This is a genomic window from Flavobacterium columnare NBRC 100251 = ATCC 23463, from assembly GCF_002530675.1.
GTDB classification, from domain to species: Bacteria; Bacteroidota; Bacteroidia; order Flavobacteriales; family Flavobacteriaceae; genus Flavobacterium; species Flavobacterium columnare.
Genome location: NZ_PCMX01000161.1, coordinates 1 through 4,220, shown reverse-complemented (window position 1 = coordinate 4,220; position 4,220 = coordinate 1). Strand labels below are relative to the sequence as shown.

Annotated in this window: 4 protein-coding genes and 1 pseudogene; all 5 read left to right on the top strand. The window is 29.4% G+C overall.

From position 1 onward, the window contains the following. The first annotated feature begins 117 nt into the window (after nucleotides 1-117). The gene (locus tag B0A78_RS13955) at nucleotides 118-1,518 is read left to right on the top strand and encodes a hypothetical protein (protein ID WP_065213494.1); all 1,401 of its coding nucleotides are present in this window, start codon (nucleotides 118-120) and stop codon (nucleotides 1,516-1,518) included. Between the two features lie 2 nt (nucleotides 1,519-1,520). Further along, nucleotides 1,521-2,159 carry a hypothetical protein gene (locus B0A78_RS13950; RefSeq protein WP_123907317.1) on the top strand — a complete coding sequence of 213 codons (639 nt, stop codon included), beginning with the start codon at nucleotides 1,521-1,523 and terminating at the stop codon, nucleotides 2,157-2,159. A 243-nt stretch (nucleotides 2,160-2,402) separates the two neighbouring features. Further along, nucleotides 2,403-2,888, top strand: coding sequence for a hypothetical protein (locus B0A78_RS13945; protein WP_065213496.1), 486 nt, complete (start codon nucleotides 2,403-2,405; stop codon nucleotides 2,886-2,888). A gap of 127 nt (nucleotides 2,889-3,015) precedes the next feature. Continuing rightward, the gene (locus B0A78_RS13940) at nucleotides 3,016-3,615 is read left to right on the top strand and encodes a hypothetical protein (protein ID WP_123906709.1); all 600 of its coding nucleotides are present in this window, start codon (nucleotides 3,016-3,018) and stop codon (nucleotides 3,613-3,615) included. Between the two features lie 235 nt (nucleotides 3,616-3,850). After that, nucleotides 3,851-4,220: pseudogene (locus B0A78_RS13935) on the top strand (DUF2931 family protein); the annotation flags it as partial.

The following is a 4,220-nucleotide window of genomic DNA, read 5'->3' as shown; positions in this document are numbered from 1 at the left end:
CAAGACCTCCGTCAGCTCAGATAAAGGAATGGATATAACAAGTACAAAAAATTTAAATAAACATTCAGGCGAAGAAGTTCAAATAAATTCAGCTAATAAATCTAAGCAATATTAATTATGAGTAGAACTAGAATTGTTGGAGGGAAAATTACAGAAATTGTTGGAGGTGAATATAACATTTATTCTGAAGGACCTATTACTTTAACTTCTTTAGAAGGAAGTGTTAATATAACCGCCAAAAAAGATATAAAATATGGTGAGCCTGAAAGCCCTCCTATAGGCCCAAACCCCGAGATTAAGCCTAAATGTTTAGTATATTTTAGACCGCACGATAATTATGACAGTGAGTTTGGTTTTGACTGGCTTCGAACTGGTGACACCAAAAAAAAAGGAGATTCTTGGTTTGGTAATATTATGGGAAAATATTATGAAAGCGACAATGTAACCGTTTTTAAAGACACTAATCATTGGAATGTCAATTTTAAAAAAGACCTTCGAATGTATGATCGTTTACTACGTGATTATACCCTTTTTAACATTCCTTGGAAACAAAAAAAAGGAAAAAATGCTTTTATATACCCCACACCAATTATCACATTATTAGAAGGAAAAACAGCCACTTTCAATTTAAAAATAGAAATAGAAGAATTACCTAAAAAACTAACACTTGAATTTAAAGAAAAGGAAGCAACAAAACATTTGTCACTAAATGTACAGCAAATAAGCGGTTTGAGTAAAGGCAAACAAACCAAATCGAATTTTTTAAAAATAACGTGCAATAAAGCTTTTGATACGACACAAACCTTGTATGTAAAAGCAGATGGTGAAATTTGTGGTGCTTTAAAAATACACCCCAATACTCCTAAATTCCAAAAGAAAATTAATGTAGTGTTTGTAAAAGTAAAGACTGATATAAATGGAAAAGTTGTTAAAGGATTACCTATTACAGGAGGAGATGCTTTTTTCAAAAAATGCTTAAACCAAGCCTTAGTAATTCCGAATTTAGTGATAGAATCAACTTTTTTAGACTGTACAGGAAACTTACTATGGAATACTTTTAAAAATAAATTTTGTCCTCAAACGATAACCGATAAGAAAGGGGTAACAAAAAATGTACTTTCGTCCGATGCTGGACTTAGGAATTATTTAGAAGATCAATTAAAAGATCAATTTGGCGATAAATACAAAGGGTATTACACCGTATTTTTTATTGGAGAAAAGTTTTATAGTTTTAAAAACGGGGTGCATACAGGTTATTTAAACGGGTTTTCTTATTTTAACACTACCTTTGGCGTTTATTTCAACGGGCATAACGAGGGAACATTAGCACACGAATTAATGCACGCTATGCAATTACCACACACCTTTGATGGACTTTCTGCAGCTGCAAAATTTACTTATATGGCAGGTCAAACAGATAATATTATGGATTATTCCCATCAGCCACAATTTGGTAATATCAGAAGGAAAATCATTTACTATTGGCAATGGAAACTTTTAAATTTCAAAATTTTATAGCAATGAAGACATTTTTAAAAACTTTACTTTTAACTTTCTTTATAAGTTTAGTGGCTTGTAAAGGACAAAATAAAAATACTATGATAGAAAAATTTGATTTTGAGATATATAAAAAGACGGAATATGGTTTGAAAAGATATTCGAAGGAAAATGGAAATTGTATAATTGGTATGGAATTTACTGAAAATAAAGGAGGTTCACAAGATGAAATGTTACCCTTGCCTTCATTTCTTAAAATGTACAAAGAATTTTATGCGAATGGTAATCTCAAACGTAAAGAAACTTACATAGGAGAAAATGTCAAAATAGGCATTTCTGAATACTATGATGAAAACGGTACTTTAGATAAAAAAGTAAATGAAGATGAAAAATTCGGCAAAATTAAATATAGTGATTGTTTAACTTTTTTAGACAAAAAGGGCTATATCGATTTAAAAACAGGTAAAGGAAGAGAAAATGAAAATCAAAGTCCTGTTTTTGAATTAGATTATAGTGAGTCTGACAATATGTGGTACATCACAGTTGTTGAAGGAAAAGTTATAAAAACACCACCTGACAATAGTATTGGCGAACCAAGTGGCTGGTTACCTATAGTTTTTAAAATGGATGGCGAAACTGGAAAAGTAACAGAAGAAAAATAATTTTTTAGGCTTCCAAAAATAACTGGAAGCCTTTTTAATGATATTTCACAGCATACATTTGATGGACTTTTCTGCTACTGCAAAATTTATCTATATAACAGGTCAACAGATAACATTATGGATTTTCGCATCAACCACAATTTGGCTATGTTAGAAGGAAAATCATTTATCATTGGCAATGGAAGATATTAAATACTAAAATAAAATTAAAATGAATAGATTTTAAAAAACACAATTCAACTTATGAAGAGAATTAAAGTTATTATACTAGGTATTATGCTTCTTTTTAGTTTGTTATCTTGTGATAACAGAAAGATAAAATCAAGTTTAGGATTATCAAAATATTGTAATTGTGAAAACGAAATTAAACCTGATACGGTTTTTTATGCAACAAAAATTCAATTGAATAAAAGAGAAAATAAAAATATATTAAAATTTAATTGTGCTAATTTATCAATAGGAATTGCTTCAGTTGAAGATGAAAATAGAGAGGGTGAATATTGCGCAAATCTATATGATATTGAGTGTGTAACCGATTATTCTAAAGAATATATATTAGCTGAAAAATTTACTTATTATTCTTCAGCGTCAAAACATTTAGATGCAACAAGCAAAGATGCTCAAAATTTATTTTTTAGTGAAATAAAAAATATTCAAAACTTATATTTTGAATTTAAAATGAACAATAATAAAGAAATAATTTCTATTAATAAATTAGATATAGAATAAAATTTATTAATAACCTAATTAAGGGTTAAAAAAAGTTTATTTTTTGTTAAAATAAGTGTTGTAATATTTGCATAAAAGTAGTTTATAATTGGCAATGGAAAGTTTTAAATTCCAAAATATTATAACGATGAGGACATTTTTAAAAATTTTACTTTTAACTTTCTTTATGAGTTTAGTGGCTTGTAAGGGACAGGCTAAAAATACTATGATTGAAAAATTTAATTTTGAAGTGTATAAAAAAACAGAATATGGTGAAAATAGATATTTAAAAAAGGATGGGTTTGAAATTATTGAAATGGCTTTTATAAAAGATAAAAAAGGTTTTCAAAGAGAATTTGAGCCTAAACCATCTTTTAAAAAAATCTATAAAAGGTTTTATGGTAATGGTAATCTAAATAGTAAAGAAACTTACATAGGAGAAAATGTCAAAATAGGTATTTCTGAATATTATAATGAAGACGGTACTTTAGATAAAAAGGTAAATGAAGACGAAAAATTTGGCAAAATTAAATATACAGATTGTCTAGCATTTTTAGAGAAAAAGGGTTATATCGATTTAAAAACAGGAAAAGGAAGAGAAAACGGAAATCAAAGTCCAGTTTTTGAATTAGATTATAGTGAGTCTAACAATATGTGGTACATCACAGTTGTTGAAGGAAAAGTTATAAAAACACCACCAGAAAACAGTATTGGCGAACCAAGTGGCTGGTTACCTATACTTTTTTAAATGGATGGCGAAACTGGAAAAGTAACAGAGGAAAAATAAATAAAAAGACTTCCAAAAATAACTGGAAGTCTTTTTAATAATATTTATCAGAATACCTTTATAGGGTGACTGTTGTTGTAAAATTATTTTCATTGGTCTGTACGCGCAGATGCATTTGGGCTTAATGAGCGTACAAATGCCTTAGGGATAGAACCTGGTCCACAAACTTTTGACAAACGCAAACGAGAAATACAAAATGGATAAATTAATACAACAAGCAATGGTACTATTACTTTTGTTTACTATAAGTTGCAATACGATGAAGAAAGAAGCACCACCGCAATGGACACCCGAGATGTGTCAGCCTAATATTAACGGCAATGAAAGTATTTATAATATAGAACTAGTAGAAGACGAAATATACACCCTTGAAGGAAAAATAGCCCACATGCCCTTTGGCGGTTCCTCTGGTGAATGGGGGGCTTCTGGTAAAAGTTATACAGATCAATACGGCACTCCTATAGGCGCTACTATTGTATATTATGCAGGCTATGAAGACAAGTTTTATAGGCTAGAGGCGAAATTTGACGTAGAAAAAATGAAAAGACTCGTAAAAGAAATTCATT

Coding starts and splice junctions, on each gene's coding strand:
- B0A78_RS13955 (WP_065213494.1), top strand. CDS start 118: ATGAGTAGAACTAGAATTGTTGGAGGGAAAATTACAGAAATTGTTGGA.
- B0A78_RS13950 (WP_123907317.1), top strand. CDS start 1,521: ATGAAGACATTTTTAAAAACTTTACTTTTAACTTTCTTTATAAGTTTA.
- B0A78_RS13945 (WP_065213496.1), top strand. CDS start 2,403: ATGAAGAGAATTAAAGTTATTATACTAGGTATTATGCTTCTTTTTAGT.
- B0A78_RS13940 (WP_123906709.1), top strand. CDS start 3,016: ATGAGGACATTTTTAAAAATTTTACTTTTAACTTTCTTTATGAGTTTA.